The sequence below is a fragment of the Streptomyces colwelliae genome, assembly GCF_048158785.1.
In the GTDB taxonomy this organism is placed as follows: domain Bacteria; phylum Actinomycetota; class Actinomycetes; order Streptomycetales; family Streptomycetaceae; genus Streptomyces.
Genome location: NZ_JBLTJC010000204.1, coordinates 1 through 18,373, shown reverse-complemented (window position 1 = coordinate 18,373; position 18,373 = coordinate 1). Strand labels below are relative to the sequence as shown.

Sequence of the window (18,373 nt, the reverse complement as noted above, 5' to 3'; positions counted from 1 at the left end):
CCTGCGCAACTCCCCGCCCCCCGTATACGCCGCGTCGTCCCGCAGATCGAGCCGGACCGTCCCCGAAGGTTCGTCGAAGGTGATCGAGCCCCAGACCGTGTGCCTGCGGCGGCGGCCCGGGCGCCAGTGGAACCAGATTTCCTCGTGGCCCTTCTCCGCGGTGACGGAGGCGCGGTCCGACGCCTTCAGTTCCGTGCGCATGCGGTCGGACCAGCCCATGGAGGGCCGTAGCGCGCGGAGTTGGCGGGTCTGGCGGCCGGTGAGGACGTCCGGGGTGAGGGAGATGCCCGCGGTACGGGCCCGTCGTCGTAGCAACAGCCAGGTCATGACCGCCCAGACGACGCCGGCCACGGCCCACAGCGCGACGTCCTCGCCCGCTTCGCCCCAGGTGACGCCGTCCCGGTCGAAGGCCTCCAGAAGGATCTCGATCGTCACGAACAACACGGCGAACGCCCGCGCCGCGTCCCGCCAGCACCCCACCAACACCCGCACGCACCGCACCCCGTTCCCTGGATCCCCCTGCCTCGCAAACGCCGCTGATCAAAAGTCAAAAGCCTGTGAGGTGGCTGGCAGGACAGGTCCGCCCACATCACGAATCGGCCTCGGGCGCGGAGCCGTAGCGGCCGAAAAGCGCCCAACAGGCCTCGCAATTCCGGCAGATCGGGGGAATCTCCGCCGCCCGCTCCCACCTGCGGCTTTACCCATCGTGACGAAGCCGTGATGCGATCACCTTCACAGGCTCAACTCATTTTCATCGCAGGCTGACCATGCCTAAGGTCGCCCCACGACGGGCCCTTGTTCTGGAGCGCAACGCCCAGGGGTCCGTTTCGAATGTGGGGACACGCATGAGAAAACTCGCCATCGGCGCCGCCCTGACCGGTGCCCTGGCCCTGACCGGGCTGGCCGCGCCGCTCGCGCAGGCCGCTACGCCGGCCCTGGTCTTCAGTGGGGTGACGGTCAACAAGGGGAAGGCGATCGTCGTAGGGACGACCGCGACGGTGAAGGTGCCCGTCACGTACACGCTGACGCGGCCGTCCGACGTGACGATCGACTACAAGAAGACGTTCGCCGGGGTCATGCTCTACCGCGGCGGACTCGTGGCCTCCGACAACGAGCTCGACGCCGGCATGTCCCCGACGTGCACGACGACCGCGACGACGGACACCACGGTCACCGAGTCCTGCTCCGACACGATCACGATCGACCCCGGGGACAGCCTGTACGAGACGGCCGACGCGACCACCTGGAACGTCGCCGGCGTCTACGCCCGCATCGACTCCGACCTGGACGACTCGGACGACCAGATCAGCTACTCCTCCGACTTCGCCGCCTGGGGCAACAAGGGCAAGGCGAAGATCCAGCGCGCCGCGAAGCTCATCGCCAACGCCTCCCCGGAGCCGGTGAAGAAGGGGAAGACCATCACGGTCACCGGCGCGCTGACGCGGGCGAACTGGGAGACCGGCAAGTACACCGGCTATGTGTCCCAGCCCGCCAAGTTGCAGTTCCGCGCGAAGAGTTCGAGCACCTACACCACCGTCAAGACGGTCACCACCGGCACGAGCGGTGCCCTCAGGACGACCGTGAAGGCCGCGCAGGACGGTTACTTCCGCTACGTCTTCGCCGGCACCGCCACCACCGGCGCGGCCACGGCCGCCGGTGACTTCATCGACGTGAAGTAGCGGACCCGGCGAGACGCCGGGCACCATCAGCACCTTCCACCGCCCCCGCAGGTAACGAGTCTGTTGCCTCGGGGGCGGTGTCTATTGACGCCCCCTTCGTCCTGGGCTTACGTTCCTCCCACCCAATAGGAAACTTTCCTAACAGTGATCACATGACAGGCTGTGCGGTTCGGACGTTCGGGAGTTCCGAGAGTCCGGGAGTTCGAAAGGCAGGTGGCGTACGACATGGCAGGAACCTCCGGCACCCCGGGCACCCCCCGCGTCCTGCGCGCCATGAACGACCGCGCCGCCCTGGACCTCCTCCTGGAGCACGGCCCGCTCTCCCGCACCCGGATCGGCAAGCTCACCGGCCTCTCCAAGCCGACCGCCTCCCAGCTGCTCGCCCGGCTGGAGGCGGCGGGGCTCGTGCTCGCCACCGGGACGAGTGAGGGGCGGCCGGGCCCCAACGCCCAGCTGTACGTGGTCAATCCGGGCGCCGCGTACGCCGCCGGGCTCGACGTCACGCCGGAACGCATCCGCGCCGCCGTCGCCGATGTCACCGGTCGGACAGTGGGTGAGTTCGAGCTGCCCACCCCGGGCCGCAGGCCCGCCCAGCCCGTCGTACGGCAGGTGACGGACGCCCTCGACGGGGCCGTGAAGGCCGCCGGGCTCGCCCGGGACGACGTCCACCGCCTCGTCATCGGCACTCCCGGCGCCTTCGACCCCAACACCGGCCGGCTGCGCTACGCCTCGCACCTGCCGGGCTGGCACTCCCCCGCGCTGCTCGACGAACTCGCCGCCGCGCTGCCGATGCCGGTGGAGTACGAGAACGACGTGAACCTCGTCGCCATCGCCGAGCAGCGGCTCGGTGCGGCCCGCGGGCACGGCGACTTCGTACTGCTGTGGAACGAGGGCGGTCTCGGCGCCGCCCTGGTCCTCGGCGGCCGGCTGCACCGGGGCTGGACCGGCGGCGCGGGCGAGGTCGGCTTCCTCCCCGTGCCGGGCGCGCCCCTGGTCCGCCAGGTGACCAAGGCCAACAGCGGTGGTTACCAGGCGCTGGCCGGATCCCAGGCCCTGCCCGGACTCGCCCGCGAACTCGGTATCACCGAGATCCCGACGGGTCCCTACGCCGAGGTCGCCGCCGCCCTCGTCGCGACCGCCGCCGACCACACCGGCGGGCCCCAGCGGCGGCTCCTGGAGATCTACGCGACCCACCTCGCGACCGGTCTCGCCTCGCTCGTCTCCGTGCTCGACCCCGAACTCGTCGTCCTCAGCGGTGGCTCGCTGGCCGCCGGCGGCGAACCTCTCCGCGCCCTCGTCCAGGCCGAGTTGGAGGAGCTGGCGGCATCGCGGCCCCGGCTCGTCGTCGGCGACGTCCATGAACAGCCCGTGCTGCGCGGCGCGTTGGAGAGCGCGCTGGCAACCACCCGCGACGAGGTCTTCGACACCTCGCGCTGATCCCACTTCCCGCACGGCCGACTCCGGTTCCCCCAGACCGACTTCGGCCCACCTCGAACCACCCGGCTTCCCCAACCACCTCGCCCCGCCCCGCCCTTGGGAGACCTCGCCATGCCCGGAATATCCCGGAAGACGTCCGTAACATCCCGGAAAGCGGCTGTCGCGCTCGCCGCCTCCGCCTCCATCGCCCTCCTCGCCACCGCCTGTACCGGCCAGTCCTCGTCCGGCGCCTCCGACGACGCCTCGAAGGACGTCACCATCAACTTCTGGCACGCCTGGAGCGCGGCCTCCGAGCTGAGCGCCGTGAAGTCGCTGGTCGCCGGGTTCGAGAAGGCGCACCCCAACATCCACGTGAACGTCGTCGGCAACATGACCGACGACAAGATCAACCAGGCGCTGCGCACCGGCGGCGGCAAGTCCCCTGACGTGATCTCGTCGTTCACCACGAACAACGTCGGCAAGTTCTGCTCCTCGGGCGCCCTGGTCGATCTCAACCCCTTCTTCAAGAAGGACGGCATCGACCCGGAGACCACGTTCCCCAAGGCGATGAACGAGTACACCCAGTTCGACGGAAACCGGTGCACCGCACCCCTGTTGGGCGACGCGTACGGGCTCTACTACAACAAGACGGAGTTCAAGAAGGCCGGCATCACCAGCCCGCCCAAGACCTGGTCCGAATTCGAGGCCGACGCCAAGAAGTTGACGATCAGCAAGGGTGACTCGTACTCACAGCTCGGGTTCATGCCGGACTACCACGGCTGGGAGAGCACGACCGAGCACCTCTTCGCACAGTTCTCGCCGACCTACTTCGACAAGAGCGGCAAGTCGGCGCTCGCCACGGACCCCGCGTTCAAGGCCGGTTTCACCCTCCAGAAGAAGCTCGTCGACGAACTCGGCGGATTCAAGAAGCTGGAGAGCTACCGCTCCACGCTCGGTGACGAGTGGGGCGACAAGCACCCCTTCCACACCGGTCAGGTCGCGATGCAGCTCGACGGTGAGTGGCGGCTCGGGATGGCCACGGCCGCAAATCCCAAGCTGGACATAGGAGTTGCTCCGCTGCCCGTGCCGGACGACCAGGTCGCCCAGTACGGCAAGGGCTACATCACCGGCACGATCACCGGGATCGCCGCCAACAGCAAGAAGCAGAACGCCGCTTGGGAGTTCGTCAAGTACATCACCACGGACACGGACGCGGTGGTCGGCTTCTCCAACGCCATCCACAACGTGCCCTCCACCCTCGCCGCCCTCAAGTCCCCGAAGCTGAAGTACGACCCGCGCTTCAAGACGTTCCTGGACATCGCGTCGAACCAGTACTCGACGACAAGTCCCGCCTCCATCAACGGCGGTGTGTATCTGTCGACGATCCAGAACCTCGGATACGACTACGAGAGCGGCAAGGTGAAGGACTTGGACTCCGCCTTGAAGAGCACCGCCAAGCAGATCGACACCGACATCGCACAGGCGAAGTAGCCGCAGAATGAGCACAGTTACCCTGGCGAAGAAGCGCCGCACGCCCGGCCTCGCCGCGAAACAGCGGAAACAAGCGCTTCGCACCCTCGCCTTCATGTCGCCCTGGCTGATCGGCTTCGCGGTCTTCTTCGCGTATCCGCTGCTTTCGACGGTCTATTTCTCGTTCATGCACTACGACGGCTTCAAGCCGCCGACGTGGGTGGGGACGAAGAACTGGACGTACGTCTTCAAGAACTATCCGTACTTCTGGCCCGCGATGCGCAACACCCTGTGGCTGGTCGTGGTGATGGTCTCGCTCCGGGTCGTGTTCGGGCTCGGCGTCGGCCTGCTGATCACCAAGATCAAGACGGCTACGGGTGTCTTCAGGACACTGTTCTACCTGCCGTATCTCGCGCCGCCGGTCGCCGCGACGATGGCCTTCGCGTTTCTCCTCAACCCCGGTACAGGACCGGTGAATTCGATCCTGGAGAAGGTCGGCATCCCGGCCCCGGGCTGGTTCAACGACCCCACCTGGTCCAAGCCGGCGCTCACCCTGCTCGCCCTCTGGGGCATCGGCGACCTCATGGTCATCTTCATGGCCGCGCTGCTCGACGTACCCCAAGAGCAGTACGAAGCGGCCGAGTTGGACGGCGCGTCGGCCTGGCAGCGGTTCCGGTACGTCACGCTGCCGAACATCTCGCCGATCGTGATGTTCGCCGTCGTCACCGGCGTGATCCAGACCATGCAGTACTACACACAGCCCCTCATCGCCGGGAAGGTCGCGTCCGGTGTCATCCAGGGCGCCGGTACACAGTTCGAGCCCGGCTACCCGGAGAAGTCCACGCTCACCCTTCCCCAGCTCGTCTACAACCTCGGCTTCCAGCGCTTCGACTACGGCTCGGCCTGCGTGGTGGCACTCGTCCTGTTCGCCCTGTCGATGGTGTTCACCGCGTTCCTGATGCGGCGCCGGGGCGGCCTCAACCTGGCAGGTGACTGACCATGGCCCAAGTACTCGACAAGCCCGTGGAGTTGAGGGCGCCGGTGACCCCCGCCGAGCGCACCGCCCGCCGCAAGGCGCTCATGGAGTGGATCGCGGTCCACTCGCTCGGCGTCGCCGCCGCGCTCTTCTTCACGCTCCCCTTCGTGTTCGTGTTCCTGACCTCGCTGATGAGCGACAGCCAGGCCCTGAGCCGCGACCTGATCCCGCACACCTGGGAGTGGGGCAACTACCGCAAGGTGTTCGACACTCCGGGCTTCCTCACCTGGTGGAAGAACACGCTGATCTACGCCGGTCTCGGCACCGTCCTGACCGTCGTGTCGTCGATCCCGGTGGCGTACGCGCTCGCCAAGTTCCGCTTCCGGGGCCGGAATCTGTCGCTGATGCTGGTCATCTCGATGATGATGCTGCCGCCCCAGGTCGTGATCATCCCCATGTACCTGTTCTGGGCCAAGCAGTTGGACCTGTCGGGCACGCTGTGGCCGCTGATCATCCCGATGGCGTTCGGAGATGCCTTCTCCATCTTCCTTCTCCGCCAGTTCCTGATGACCATCCCGAACGAGTACCTGGACGCGGCGAAGGTCGACGGCTGCGGCGAGTTCAAGACGCTCGTGCGGGTCGTCCTGCCGATGGCCAAGCCGGGGATCGCGGCCGTGGCGCTCTTCCAGTTCTTCTACGCCTGGAACGACTACTTCGGGCCGCAGATCTACGCATCGGAGAATCCCGGTGCCTGGACGCTGAGTTACGGCCTGGAGTCGTTCAAGGGCGCGCACCACACCGACTGGAATCTCACCATGGCCGCGACCGTGCTGGTCATGGCCCCCGTGATCCTCGTGTTCTTCTTCGCGCAGAAGGCGTTCGTCGAGGGCGTCACGCTCACCGGAGTGAAGGGTTAACCACGTATGCGGTGTCTTCCCGGGGGACAACCCCCGGACCCCCGGCAGATAAAGAGCGTCTCCGGCGCCCGGAAGCGAGGAAACCTCCAGTGAAACTGACCGTGGTCGGCGGAGGCTCGACCTACACACCCGAACTCATCGACGGCTTCGCCCGGTTGAGGGACACCCTCCCCGTCGAGGAACTCGTCCTCGTCGACCCGGCGCCCGAACGCCTGGAACTGGTGGGCGGGTTGGCCCGCCGGATCTTCGCCAGGCAGGGGCACCCCGGCAAGATCGTCACGACCTTCGACCTGGACGCCGGCGTCGAGGGCGCCGACGCGGTGCTGCTCCAGCTCCGCGTCGGCGGTCAGGCCGCCCGCGAGCAGGACGAGACGTGGCCGCTGGAGTGCGGCTGCGTCGGCCAGGAGACGACCGGCGCGGGCGGCCTCGCCAAGGCGCTGCGGACCGTGCCGGTGGTGCTCGACATCGCGGAACGGGTCCGCCGTACGAACCCGGACGCCTGGATCATCGACTTCACCAACCCGGTGGGGATCGTCACCCGCGCCCTGCTCCAGGCCGGGCACAAGGCAGTCGGCCTGTGCAACGTGGCGATCGGCTTCCAGCGGAAGTTCGCCGGACTCCTGGGTGTCACCCCGAACGATGTGCATCTCGACCATGTGGGCCTCAACCACCTCACCTGGGAGACCGGTGTGCGGCTGGGCGGCCCCGAGGGCGAGAACGTGCTGCCCAAGCTGCTCGGCGAACACGGCGACGACATCGCCGCCGACCTGAGCCTGCCCCGGGTGCTGCTCGACCGGCTCGGCGTCGTCCCGTCGTACTACCTGCGCTACTTCTACGCTCACGACGAGGTCGTGCGGGAGCTGCGCACCAAGCCGTCCCGGGCCTCCCAAGTGGCCGAGATGGAACGCGAGTTGCTGAAGATGTACGCCGACCCTGCCCTCGACGAGAAGCCCGCGCTGCTCGCCAAGCGCGGCGGGGCCTACTACTCCGAGGCCGCCGTGGACCTGGCCGCCTCGCTGCTCGGCGGGGGTGGCAGCCCCTACCAGGTGGTGAACACGTACAACAAGGGCACGCTGCCGTTCCTGCCGGACGACGCGGTGATCGAGGTGCAGGCCGCCGTCGGCGCCAAGGGCGCGACTCCCCTCGCCGTGGCGGAAGTTGATCCGCTGTACGCGGGGTTGATGGCGAACGTGACGGCGTACGAGGATCTCGCCCTGGAGGCCGCGTTGCGCGGTGGCCGGGACCGGGTGTTCCGGGCGCTGCTCTCACATCCCCTGATCGGCCAGTACGAGTACGCCGAAGCCCTGACCGACCAGCTGATCGCGCACAACCGGGAGCACCTCGCGTGGGCCTGACCGCAAGTGTCCTCGCCATCGACGCGGGCAACAGCAAGACCGACGTCGCGGTCGTGGCGGCCGACGGGGAGATCCTCGCCACCGCCCGCGGCGGCGGGTTCCGGCCGCCGGTCGTGGGCATCGACACGGCCTTTGACGCCCTCGGGGAAGCGGTCGCCCGCGCCTTCGCGGACGCCGGGGTGAGCGCGGTCGACCATGTGTCGGCCTGCCTCGCCAACGCCGACTTCCCCGTGGAGGAGGAGCAGTTGGCGACCGCGCTGCACGCACGCGCGTGGGGCACGGGCGTGGAGGTGCGCAACGACACGTTCGCGATCCTGCGCGCGGGCATCCCCGAGCCGCGCGGTGTCGCCGTGGTGTGCGGGGCGGGCATCAACTGCGTCGGCATGCGCCCCGACGGCCGCACCGCCCGCTTCCCGGCGCTGGGCCGCATCTCCGGTGACTGGGGCGGCGGTTGGGGCCTGGCGGAGGAGGCCCTGTGGCACGCGTCCCGCGCGGAGGACGGCCGCGGCGGTCCTACGGCCCTGGCGCGCACGCTTCCCGCGTACTTCGGCCTGGATTCGATGTACGACCTCGTCGAGGCCCTGCATCTCGAACACGTCGCGCACCACCGCCGCCACGAGTTGACGCCGGTGCTGTTCGCGACGGCGGCGGACGGCGACCCGGTGGCCCGCTCGATCGTGGACCGGATGGCGGAGGAGGTCGTGGCGATGGCCACGGTCGCGCTGACCCGCCTGGAGCTGCTCGACGAGGAGGCGCCGGTGCTGCTCGGCGGCAGCGTCCTCGCCGCCCGGCATCCCCAACTGGACGACGGTATAAGGGAGTTGCTGGCCGCCAAGGCGCCCAAGGCGGTGGCGACGGTCGTCACCGCTCGGCCGGTCCTCGGCGCCGTCCTGCTGGGCCTGGACCACGTGGGCGCCGTGGCCGAGGCGCACACGCGGGCCAGGGCCCATTACGAGCACTGACACCCGGGAACCGAACAGATTCCCACGGCGTATTCATGGACAAGGGGGCGGTGCGGGGCGTTGTGTGGTGCCGGAAATCCGGTGACTGCGCTGCGATCCGATCAAGATCCAGTGAAGGCCCGTGCGGAATGTCAGTCCTGGCGGCGATACTTGCGGCGACGGGATGACCCTGGGGGAGGTCAGCAGTGACACAACCGCCGAAGAGCAGCGCGGCGCCACCGGGCACCGCCGTGCCCACGATGCCGGCGCTGCCGCCGCAGTCGGACCGGTCGGGGGCGCCCGCGCCCCGGCGCACGCCGGCCGCGACACCCGCGCGCCGTACGGCGCTCGCCGAGGGTGTCGACCAGTTGCGCGCGGCCGCCACCACCGAACCGGGGCGGCTGCGGGCCATCGGCGCGCTGCTGGCCCTGCTGGTGGTCGCGTTCGGCGCGGTCGCCGCCTGGCAGACCGACAGCCGGGCGACTGCGGCCGACGACGTGCTCCACCACAGCCAGCCGCTCAGCTCGGACGCGGCGGCCATATACCGCTCGCTCGCCGACGCCGACACGATGGCGGCCAGCGGCTATCTGGCGGGCCTTCAGGAGCCCCCGGCGACGCGCGAACAGTACGAGAAGGACATAAAGACGGCTGCCGCGAAGCTCGTCACCGCCGCCGCCAACACCGACCCGGGCTCGTCGTCCGCGGCCATCATCACGGATCTCAACGAACTCCTGCCGCAGTACAAGGGGTTGGTCGAGTCGGCCCGCGCCAACAACCGGCAGGGCTTCCCGGTGGGCGGCGCCTATCTGCGCGCCGCGAACGACACCATGCAGAACCAGATGCTTCCGAAGGCCCAGAAGCTCTACAAGAACGAGAACGCGCGACTGAACGACGACTACGGGAACGCGACGCCGTACCCGTGGTTCGCGATCGCCCTCGGGCTCCTCGCGCTCGGCGGTCTCGCCTGGGCCCAGCGGCGCAACTACCAGCGCACGAACCGAGTGCTGAACAGCGGCCTGGTCGCCGCCTCGGCCACCACCGCGGTCGTCCTGCTGTGGATGGTCGTCGGCCACACCGTCGCCCGCGCAGGCCTGAACGACTCCTTCGACCACGGGGTCAAGTCGCTCAACGTGCTGCACGACGCCCAGATCGCCTCCCTGAAGGCACGCAGCGACGAGAACCTGATCCTGGTCAGCCGCGGCGCGGAGACGAAGACGCTCGCGAACAAAGAAGTCGTGGACGCCTACGACTGGGGGTACGACCAGGAGATCGCCGCGCTGGGCAGAGGCCTGAAACTGGCCGACTCGCTCGCCGACGACTCAGCGGGCCGCGAGCCCGTCACGGTCGCCAACAAGTCCATGCAGGAGTGGAAGTCCCGCCACGAGACGGTCAGCGACGCCAACAACGAGGGCGACTACCAGAAGGCGCGCAGCGGTGTCATCGGTGACAACAAATCGACGGGCGAGTGCTTCACGTCGGTGGACAAGTCGCTGAACCTCGCGCTGACGCACGAGACCGAAGAGTTCAGGCAGTCCGCCGGTGACGGGCTGGACGCGATGACCGGCCTCACCGCGGGCGCCGCGGTGCTCGCGCTGCTCGGCGCGGCCGGCGCCGTACTGGGCATCGGGCGCAGGCTGTCGGAGTACCGGTGAAAGGGGGCGTGACGATGCGGGCACGGAGTGACTTTTTTCGCCGCCTGAGCGCTGTACGACGTGTGCGGGCCGGTCTGCGGGGCTGGGGCGGGGTGGGCGCGATGGCGGTCGTCTGCGTCCTCGCGGTCGCCTTCGTCCTGCTGCTGCCGCTCACCCAGTCACGCGGCGAGGCCGGCGCGGACCTCGGCGGACAGCGCACGGCCCAGGGCGTCCAGGCCAAGGCCGCCAAGTGCGACGAGAGCACGGTCCAGGACCAGAGCCCGCCCCCGTCGGACTCCGACGGCACCACGATCAACGCCATCAAGGAGCGCGGCTACCTGAACGTGGGCGTCGACCAGAACAGCTACCGGTGGGGCTATCTCAACCCGAACAGCTCCGGTGAGCTGGAGGGCTTCGACATCGACCTCGTGCACGCCATCGCCAAGAACATCTTCGGCAGCTCCTACAGCCCGAGCAAGGTGCATCTCCTGGCCATCCCGACCGATCAGCGCATCCCGGCGGTCCAGCAGAAGCGCGTCGACATGGTGGTCCGCACCATGACGATCAACTGCGAGCGCGCCGGGAAGGTCGCCTTCTCCGCCCCGTACTTCGTCACCGGCCAGCAGGTCCTCGCCCCGAAGGTGTCGACGGTCACGGGCCACAACAACTCCCTGGCCGACAAGAGGGTCTGCTCGGCGAAGGGCTCCACTGCGTACGAGCGGCTGGACGCGGACAAGACGGCGCACACGCTGCCCGCGAGCGTCGACATCAAGGACACCGTCCCCAACCAGCTCGACTGCCTGGTGAAGCTCCAACTCGGCGAGACGGACGCGGTGGTGACCGACGGCGCGCTCGCCGCGAGCCTGGCCGCACAGGACCCGACGGTGGAGCTGAAGGGCGCCGCCTTCACCACCGAGTACTACGGCGTGGCGATGAACCTCAAAGCCACCGACCTGGTACGCCGGGTCAACCGCGTACTGGAGACCTACCGCACCGACACCGGCCCCGGCGGCTGGCGCGCGTCCTACACGAAATGGCTGCTGCCCACCCTGCGCGCGGACTCGAAGTCGGCCGACCCGCCCACCCCGCACTACAAGTGACGAACCGTCAACCACCGAACGACACAACGGACTTCCACGGAACACAACGCAGCGAGAGGTGATCGATGGGCGTCACGGGACCCCCCGGGCCGGTAATGGACCGGGACGAGGTGGACCGTGCGCTGGCGCGGCTCGGCGCGGAGCACGAGGCCATCGAGACCTCGCTCCTCGCCCTCCAGGACCACGCGGGCCGCAGACTCCTCGAAGGCGCCGAGCTGACCGGCACGACCAAGGAGCGCTGGGCGTCCACGGACGCGTCGATCACGCTGCTGTGGGCGTACTTCGACGCGTACACCGACGCGTTCCGCGCCGCCCAGAGCATCCGCTCCCGGCGCCGCTGGTCCAGCCGTGAGGACCTGGTCGAGCTGACCGAGCTGCTGCGCGGCGAGTCCGTCACGGTCGCCGGTTCCACCACGGCGACGGCCAACATGCCGACGCTGACGGGCGGTTCGAGCAAGCTGAGCCACCAGTTCTCGCTGAGCGCGCTCGTCGACGAGATGAACGACCTGTACGCGAACTCGCTGGACATGGTCGTCACCTCCGACGCGGTGTGGTCGGCGCTGCCCGCCCGGATCGATTTACTGGCCGCGGAGTTGCAGCGCACCCGCCAGCTCGCCCACTCCGTAGGCGTCCGCCCGGGCGAGCACCCGGCGGGCGACGACCTGGAGCGCATCACACGCGTCCTGACCGAGCTGCGCGAGCGCGTGATCTCCGACCCGCTGGCCTTCTGGGTGCGGGCGCAGGGCAGTTCGGCCCCCGGCGGCGGCCGCCCGGACACCACGGTCTACGACCGGGAGGCGCGCGCCCTGGAGGACGTGCGCCGCGAGATCGACGCCGTGCTGACCGTCCGGCAGGACGCGGAGGCGCGGCTGGTGAAGCTGCGGGACGTGCTCTCCCGCGCGGACCGCACCCTCGCCGAGGCACGCACCGCGCGCGGTGAGGTCCTCGCGAAGATCGCCGCCACGGAGGTGCCGGTCGTCGGCGGACCGCCGACGGTGCTCCAGGAGCAGCTGTCGACGGCCGCCGAGTACCGCAGACACGCCCAGTGGCACCGCCTGTCCCCGCTCCTGGAGTCCCTGGAGCAGAAGGCGGAGGACGAACTGCTGCGCGCCCGCGAGTCGTTGACCGCGGTCACCCAGCCGCTGGCGGTCCGCGCGGAGCTGCGCGGCCGCCTCGACGCGTACAAGGCTAAGGTCGCCCGGCACGGCCTCGCGGAGGACCCGCTGCTCATCGAGCGGTACGACGCGGCCCGCCGCATGCTGTGGAGCGCGCCCTGCGACCTGCGCGTCGCCGAACAGGCGGTGCTGCGCTACCAGCACGCCGCCGCCGAGCAGTTCAACGCTCCGCGGACACAGCCGCAGGGCGGTCCCGAGGACCAGAGGGGGCCGGGCGCGTGAGTGACGAGGGAGAAGCGGGGTCGGTCATGAGTGAGACACAGCGGAAGTGTCAACGGCCGGGCTGCGAGGGGTCGTACGAGGACGTCGGCGGCGGCGAGCTGTACTGCGACACGTGCGGTCTGGCGCCGGTGGTGTCGGCGTCCGGCGCGATCGGCTCACCGCCCACCGGGATGACCAGCGGCAAGGGGGCGCGGGGTGCGGGCAGCGCCAGTTCCCGTACCAGCAGCCGCAGTTCGCGTACGTCGTCGCAGTCGGCGAAGTCGCGGCGCTCGGTGTCGGGACGGCTCTCGCGCTCGGAGTCGGGCCGCTCCACCGGCCGCTCGGTGTCGGTGCGCAGCTCCGGCTCGTCGTCCGGGACCTCCAGCCGGGGCCGGCTCGGGGTCGGCCTGGTGCAGGTGCCGGCGGTGCCGCGGCCCGACCCGCGCGAGATGGTCCTGGAGAACCCCGAGGTGCCGGAGCGGAAGCGGTTCTGCTCGCGCTCGGACTGCGGTGCGCCGGTGGGGCGCTCCCGCGGTGACAGCCCGGGGCGCACGGAGGGTTTCTGCACCAAGTGCGGCAACCCGTACTCGTTCACGCCGAAGCTGGCCGCGGGCGACGTCGTGCACGGGCAGTACGAGGTCGCGGGCTGTCTCGCGCACGGCGGTCTGGGCTGGGTCTATCTCGCCGTGGACCGCGCGGTCTCCGACCGCTGGGTGGTCCTCAAGGGCCTCCTCGACACCGGCGACCAGGACGCGATGGAGGCCGCGATCTCCGAGCGGCGCTTCCTCGCCGAGATCGAGCACGCCAACATCGTGCGGATCTACAACTTCGTGGAGCACCTGGACCAGCGGACGGGTTCGCTGGACGGGTACATCGTCATGGAGTACGTCGGCGGCAAGTCCCTCAAGGAGATCGCCAACGACCGCCGTACAGAAGGCGGGAAGCGCGATCCGCTGCCGGTGGAGCAGGCCTGCGCGTACGGCATCGAGGCCCTGGAGGCGCTCGGCCATCTGCACAGCCGCAACCTCCTGTACTGCGACTTCAAGGTCGACAACGCGATCCAGACCGAGGACCAGCTCAAGCTGATCGACATGGGCGCGGTGCGCAGGATGGACGACGACGAGTCGGCCATCTACGGCACGGTGGGCTATCAGTCGCCGGAGGTCGCGGAGGTCGGGCCGTCGGTGGCGAGCGACCTGTACACGGTCGCCCGCACGCTCGCGGTCATGACCTTCGACTTCCAGGGCTACACGAACGTCTTCGTGGACTCCCTGCCCGACCCGGACAACATCGAGGTCTTCCGCCGCTACGAGTCGTTCTACCGGCTCCTGGTCCGCGCCACCGACCCCGACCCGGCCCGCCGGTTCGCCTCCGCGCAGGAGATGGCCGAGCAGCTGACGGGTGTGCTGCGCGAGGTCGTCTCGCTCCAGACCGGGCGGGCCCGCCCGTCCCTGTCCACCCTGTTCGGCCCCGAACTCAAGGTCACGGACACGGAGTTGTTCCCCACCCTGGACGGCGACGTGTCGTCACTGGGGGCGCGGGAGGCACGGCCGCCGAAGCGGACCCCAAGTGCCCGCACCGGCACGGCACTTGCCGAACGGCCGGACGGCGGCGCGGTGTTGACCGTGCTCAACGGCAGCGCGCCGAGCACCGTCAAGCAGGTCGACTCCCCCGCCATGGCGCTCGCCCTGCCCGTCCCGCACGTCGACCCGACGGACCCCAACGCGGGCTTCCTGGCGGGCCTGATGGCGTCCGCGGCGACCGAACTGCTCGGCGCCCTCGCGTCGGCGCCGTCACCGTCCGTGGAGACCCGGCTGCGGCAGATCCGCGCGTGGCTGGAGAACGGCGACTCGTACACGGCGCTGGACGCCCTGGCCAAGCTGGAGGACGAGCGGCCCGACGACTGGCGGGTGGTCTGGTACACGGGCGTGGCCGCGCTGGCGACCCGTGACCACGAGGCCGCCGCGCTGTCCTTCGACGCGATCTACGACGCCTTCCCGGGCGAGCCCGCGCCGAAGCTGGCGCTGGGCCTGTGCGCCGAGGTGCTGGGGCAGTTGGACAACGCGGCGGAGTACTACCGCCTGGTGTGGTCGACCGACCCGAGCTATGTCAGCGCGGCCTTCGGCCTGGCCCGCGTCCAGTTCGCGACCGACGACCGGCAGGGCGCCGTACGGACGCTGGAGTCGGTGCCCGAGGCGTCGATCCACTACACGGCCGCGCGCGTGGCCGCCGTACGGGCGCGGCTTCGGGAGCGGGCCGCGGCGGCCGACGACACGCCGTTCCTGGACGATCTGACCGCGGCCGCCGGACAGGTGGAAGCGCTGGAGGGATACGGTCTGGACGCCGTCCGGCGCGAGCGGTTGTCGGCCGAGGTCCTCGGCCGCGCCCTCGACTGGATACTCTCCGGAGGCCAGGGTTCCGTGCCGCTCACGCGGCGGGAGCTCCTCGGCAGCGAACTGGACGAGCGGGGACTCCGCTTCGGCCTGGAGCGTTCGTACCGCACGCTGGCCCGGCTGGCACGGGACGGCGAGGAGAGGATCGACCTGGTGGAACGTGCCAACCGTTACCGCCCCCGGACGTGGGTGTAGTTGATGTCGCAGATGCCCCAGCTCTCCGCCTGCCCGAGCTGCGAGGAACCGCTCGAGTCGGGTGACCGCTTCTGCGGTGCGTGCGGATACGACCTGTCCGCCGTGCCCGCGCCGCCGGACGACCACCCGACGCTCACCATGAACGGCTCGGCGCACCCGCCCGAGGAGGCCGTGGACGTGGACTGGCCCGTGGTACCCCAGCCGGAGGGCGCCGAGACCCCACCGACGGTCCATCTGCCCACCGACCTGCCCGGCACGGACTCGGGCGGCATCCCCCTGCCGTCCAACGCCCCGCCGCCGCCCACCGGTTCGCCGCTCTCCCCAGCCACGGGCGTACGGTTCGACCGGCCGCCGGAGCCCGACGAGTACCCGTTGCAGGCGCCGGACCCGCGGGTCGCCGCCGATCCGCCGACACCGGCCGAGGGCACCAAGGTGTGCGTGGCCTGCCGGTCGGGCCGGGTGGACCCGGACGGCTACTGCGAGAACTGCGGACACGCCCAGCCCCGCGAACGCGACCACATGGAACAGGAGTTGGGCCCGCTCGCGGCGGTCAGCGACCGCGGGCTGCGCCACCACCGCAACGAGGACGCCTTCGCCGTAGGACAGTGCCTGCTGCCCGACGGGGCGCCCGCGCTCGTCGCCGTCGTGTGTGACGGGGTGTCGTCGGCGACGCGGCCCGACGCGGCCTCGCTGGCCGCTTCGCGGAAGGCCGGTGAGGCGCTGCTGGCCGCGCTGCCGCAGGGCACGCATCCGCAGGCGGCGATGCACGAGGCGATCATCGCGGCCTCGCACGCGGTCAACTCCCTTGCCGAGGAACCCGCGACGGCCCGCGAGCACGCCCCGCACCAGAACGCGCCGGCCTGCACACTGGTCGGCTCCATCGTCACCCCGACCCTCCTCGTCGTCGGCTGGGTCGGCGACAGCCGCGCCTACTGGATCCCGGTGGACCGCAGTTCACCGCCGGCCCGGCTCACCGAGGACGACTCGTGGGCGGCGCAGATGGTCGCCGCGGGCCTGATGAGCGAGGCGGAGGCCTACGCCGACGAGCGCGCCCACGCGATCACAGGCTGGCTCGGCGCGGACGCGTACGAACTGGAGCCGCACACCGCTTCCTTCAAGCCCGACCGGCCGGGTGTGGTGGTGGTGTGCACGGACGGACTGTGGAACTACGCGGAGTCCGCCGAGGAGATGGCCGAGGTCGTTCCCGTCGACGCGGCGGTCCGGCCGCTGCACAGCGCGCAGGTCCTGGTCGGCCACGCGCTGGACGGCGGGGGCCACGACAACGTAACAGTGGCCGTCGTGCCGTTCCCCGCCCCTCCGCAAGGGGCAGTAAACGGCTGAGGCCGTACAAACGGGGGCGGCCTCGGACCGGTGGGGACCGGTCCGCATATAGTCATCGCCCCATCCAGGTGGGGTACTTGAGGGGGATCAGAGTAGGCATGGCCAATTTCTCGAAGTCGAACGTGCCACAGTTCTCGGTCGACGTGTACCAGAACGAGTACCTGCCGGAGGGCGGCCGCGAGGTCAACGCGATCGTCACGGTGACCTCCACCGGCGGCGGCACCATCGGGAGCCCAGTCGCGGCGCCCCACCTGTACTCGGCCGGCCAGGGCCCGGACGCGGCCGTGGCGATCATGGTCGACTGCTCGGGGTCGATGGACTACCCGCCGACCAAGATGCGCAACGCCCGGGACGCCACGGCCGCCGCGATCGACACCCTGCGCGACGGGGTGCACTTCGCGGTGATCGGCGGCACGCACGTCGCCAAGGAGGTCTATCCGGGCAGCGGGCGGCTCGCGGTCGCCGATGCCACCACCCGCGAGCAGGCCAAGCACGCGCTGCGCAAGCTGAGCGCGGGCGGCGGCACCGCCATCGGCACCTGGCTGCGCCTCGCCGACCGGCTGCTGTCCTCGGCGGACGTCTCCATACGCCACGGCATCCTGCTGACCGACGGCCGCAACGAGCACGAGGCGCCGGAGGACCTGAAGACGGCCCTCGGCTCCTGCGCCGGACGTTTCACCTGCGACGCGCGGGGCGTCGGCACCGACTGGGAAGTGAAAGAAGTCACAGGGATCGCCTCCGCGCTGCTCGGCACCGCCGACATCGTCGCCGACCCGGCCAACCTCGCCGGCGACTTCACGCAGATGATGGAGACGGCGATGGGCAAGGAGGTCGCGGACGTCGCGCTGCGGCTGTGGACGCCGGTGGGCACGGCCATCAAGTTCGTCAAGCAAGTCGCGCCCAGGGTCGAGGAGTTGACCGACCGCCGCACCGAAGCGGGCCCCCGCGCCGGGGACTACCCCACCGGTTCCTGGGGAGACGAGTCCCGTGACTACCACGTGTGCGTCGAGGTCCCCGAGGCCGGCATCGGCCAGGAGATGCTCGCCGCCCGGGTCTCGCTGGTCGTCCCGCAGCCCGACGGAAGCACCCAGAACCTGGGCGCCCAGGGCCTGGTGAAGGCCGTATGGACCGACGACATGGTGGCGTCCACGTCCATCAACCCGCAGGTCGCGCACTACACCGGCCAGGCCGAACTGGCGCAAGTCATCCAACAGGGGCTGGATCTCCGCAAAACGGGTGATGTCGATGGAGCAACGGCCAAACTGGGACGGGCCGTTCAGCTCGCCAGCGTCTCCGGAAACGCGGATACTGCGAAACTGCTTGCGAAGGTGGTGGACGTGGTCGATGCCGCGGCGGGTACTGTGCGACTGAAGGCGAAGGTCGCGGAGGCCGACGAGATGACTCTCGAGACACGGTCCACAAAGACTGTTCGTGTAAAGAAGTGACCTGACCGGCACCACTCCGTGAGACCCAGAACGACCCTGTGAGAAAGGGGGACGCGCCGACATGCCGACCTGCCCGAACGGACACCAGTCGGGTTCCGACGACTGGTGCGAGGTCTGCGGTCACCGCATGGCCGGTGC

Annotated in this window: 14 protein-coding genes; 13 read left to right on the top strand and 1 reads right to left on the bottom strand. The window is 69.9% G+C overall.

The window, feature by feature from the left end; translation table 11 throughout:
- Window positions 1-492 (bottom strand): hypothetical protein (locus ACNFOC_RS33255; protein ID WP_416962752.1); only part of this gene is annotated, 492 nt, incomplete at its 3' end.
- A 353-nt stretch (window positions 493-845) separates the two neighbouring features.
- On the opposite strand from ACNFOC_RS33255, the gene ACNFOC_RS33250 reads away from it, so the two are divergent.
- The 13 genes from ACNFOC_RS33250 to ACNFOC_RS33190 all read left to right on the top strand — a co-directional run bounded on the left by ACNFOC_RS33250 (window position 846) and on the right by ACNFOC_RS33190 (window position 18,235).
- A complete protein-coding gene (locus ACNFOC_RS33250; RefSeq protein WP_416962751.1) occupies window positions 846-1,679 on the top strand; it encodes a hypothetical protein in 834 nt (277 codons plus the stop codon).
- 225 nt (window positions 1,680-1,904) lie between these two features.
- Window positions 1,905-3,116, top strand: coding sequence for an ROK family transcriptional regulator (locus ACNFOC_RS33245; RefSeq protein ID WP_416962750.1), 1,212 nt, complete (start codon window positions 1,905-1,907; stop codon window positions 3,114-3,116).
- A gap of 111 nt (window positions 3,117-3,227) precedes the next feature.
- Window positions 3,228-4,586, top strand: coding sequence for an ABC transporter substrate-binding protein (locus tag ACNFOC_RS33240; protein ID WP_416962749.1), 1,359 nt, complete (start codon window positions 3,228-3,230; stop codon window positions 4,584-4,586).
- 7 nt (window positions 4,587-4,593) lie between these two features.
- Window positions 4,594-5,562, top strand: coding sequence for a carbohydrate ABC transporter permease (locus tag ACNFOC_RS33235; protein WP_416962748.1), 969 nt, complete (start codon window positions 4,594-4,596; stop codon window positions 5,560-5,562).
- 2 nt (window positions 5,563-5,564) lie between these two features.
- On the top strand, window positions 5,565-6,458 hold the full coding sequence (locus ACNFOC_RS33230) for a carbohydrate ABC transporter permease (RefSeq protein ID WP_019065642.1): 894 nt from the start codon (window positions 5,565-5,567) through the stop codon (window positions 6,456-6,458).
- Window positions 6,459-6,547: 89 nt separating this feature from the next.
- On the top strand, window positions 6,548-7,813 hold the full coding sequence (locus ACNFOC_RS33225) for a 6-phospho-beta-glucosidase (protein ID WP_416962747.1): 1,266 nt from the start codon (window positions 6,548-6,550) through the stop codon (window positions 7,811-7,813).
- Window positions 7,804-8,775 (top strand): N-acetylglucosamine kinase, encoded by a 972-nt coding sequence (locus tag ACNFOC_RS33220; protein WP_416962746.1) that lies wholly within the window; start codon window positions 7,804-7,806, stop codon window positions 8,773-8,775. Before ACNFOC_RS33225 ends, ACNFOC_RS33220 begins: the two co-directional genes overlap by 10 nt.
- A gap of 185 nt (window positions 8,776-8,960) precedes the next feature.
- Window positions 8,961-10,406, top strand: a complete 1,446-nt coding sequence (locus ACNFOC_RS33215) for a GlnX family signal transduction membrane protein (protein ID WP_416962745.1) — start codon at window positions 8,961-8,963, stop codon at window positions 10,404-10,406.
- A gap of 14 nt (window positions 10,407-10,420) precedes the next feature.
- Window positions 10,421-11,485: a glutamate ABC transporter substrate-binding protein gene (locus ACNFOC_RS33210; protein ID WP_416962744.1), complete on the top strand. Its 1,065-nt coding sequence runs from the start codon at window positions 10,421-10,423 to the stop codon at window positions 11,483-11,485.
- Between the two features lie 65 nt (window positions 11,486-11,550).
- A complete protein-coding gene (locus ACNFOC_RS33205; RefSeq protein WP_416962743.1) occupies window positions 11,551-12,882 on the top strand; it encodes a coiled-coil domain-containing protein in 1,332 nt (443 codons plus the stop codon).
- Between the two features lie 26 nt (window positions 12,883-12,908).
- Window positions 12,909-15,449, top strand: a complete 2,541-nt coding sequence (locus ACNFOC_RS33200) for a serine/threonine-protein kinase (protein ID WP_416962742.1) — start codon at window positions 12,909-12,911, stop codon at window positions 15,447-15,449.
- On the top strand, window positions 15,450-16,790 hold the full coding sequence (locus ACNFOC_RS33195; protein ID WP_416962741.1) for a PP2C family protein-serine/threonine phosphatase: 1,341 nt from the start codon (window positions 15,450-15,452) through the stop codon (window positions 16,788-16,790).
- 98 nt (window positions 16,791-16,888) lie between these two features.
- Complete coding sequence (locus ACNFOC_RS33190) at window positions 16,889-18,235, top strand: vWA domain-containing protein (protein WP_416962740.1); 1,347 nt, start codon at window positions 16,889-16,891, stop codon at window positions 18,233-18,235.
- The last annotated feature ends 138 nt before the right edge of the window (window positions 18,236-18,373 follow it).

Bases quoted from the DNA above. Each gene is read 5' to 3' on its own strand.
- ACNFOC_RS33250 (WP_416962751.1), top strand. From the start codon at position 846: ATGAGAAAACTCGCCATCGGCGCCGCCCTGACCGGTGCCCTGGCCCTG.
- ACNFOC_RS33245 (WP_416962750.1), top strand. From the start codon at position 1,905: ATGGCAGGAACCTCCGGCACCCCGGGCACCCCCCGCGTCCTGCGCGCC.
- ACNFOC_RS33240 (WP_416962749.1), top strand. From the start codon at position 3,228: ATGCCCGGAATATCCCGGAAGACGTCCGTAACATCCCGGAAAGCGGCT.
- ACNFOC_RS33235 (WP_416962748.1), top strand. From the start codon at position 4,594: ATGAGCACAGTTACCCTGGCGAAGAAGCGCCGCACGCCCGGCCTCGCC.
- ACNFOC_RS33230 (WP_019065642.1), top strand. From the start codon at position 5,565: ATGGCCCAAGTACTCGACAAGCCCGTGGAGTTGAGGGCGCCGGTGACC.
- ACNFOC_RS33210 (WP_416962744.1), top strand. From the start codon at position 10,421: ATGCGGGCACGGAGTGACTTTTTTCGCCGCCTGAGCGCTGTACGACGT.
- ACNFOC_RS33205 (WP_416962743.1), top strand. From the start codon at position 11,551: ATGGGCGTCACGGGACCCCCCGGGCCGGTAATGGACCGGGACGAGGTG.
- ACNFOC_RS33200 (WP_416962742.1), top strand. From the start codon at position 12,909: ATGAGTGAGACACAGCGGAAGTGTCAACGGCCGGGCTGCGAGGGGTCG.
- ACNFOC_RS33190 (WP_416962740.1), top strand. From the start codon at position 16,889: ATGGCCAATTTCTCGAAGTCGAACGTGCCACAGTTCTCGGTCGACGTG.